This window comes from Zoogloea sp. LCSB751, from assembly GCF_002028455.1.
GTDB lineage: Bacteria > Pseudomonadota > Gammaproteobacteria > Burkholderiales > Rhodocyclaceae > Zoogloea.
The window spans coordinates 1-229 of the sequence record NZ_MWUM01000728.1 but is presented as its reverse complement, the minus strand read 5'-3'; the positions used below and the strand labels follow the sequence as shown (position 1 = coordinate 229).

The following is a 229-nucleotide window of genomic DNA, read 5'->3' as shown; positions in this document are numbered from 1 at the left end:
GACGCCAGAGGAACGCGGTGTTTTTGCTGACCCCACAGCGCCGCGCTGCCTGGCGGACGGTCAGTCCTTCGATGAGGGCTTGCGCGTAGTCTTCCCAGCACGATGCTTTACGCAATCTGGCCAGGGGCGTGTTGGTGAGGATGGAGCTGGTGCGCAGACACTGTTTGCAACGGTAGCGGCGCAGTCCCCGACTCCATCCCCAAGGCGCCAGCTCGGTGACACTGGCCTG

1 pseudogene is annotated in these 229 nt (G+C 64.2%); it reads right to left on the bottom strand.

The annotated features are described in order from the left end of the window. Nucleotides 1–229 (bottom strand): annotated as a pseudogene (locus tag B4920_RS28355) (IS1595 family transposase); the annotation flags it as partial.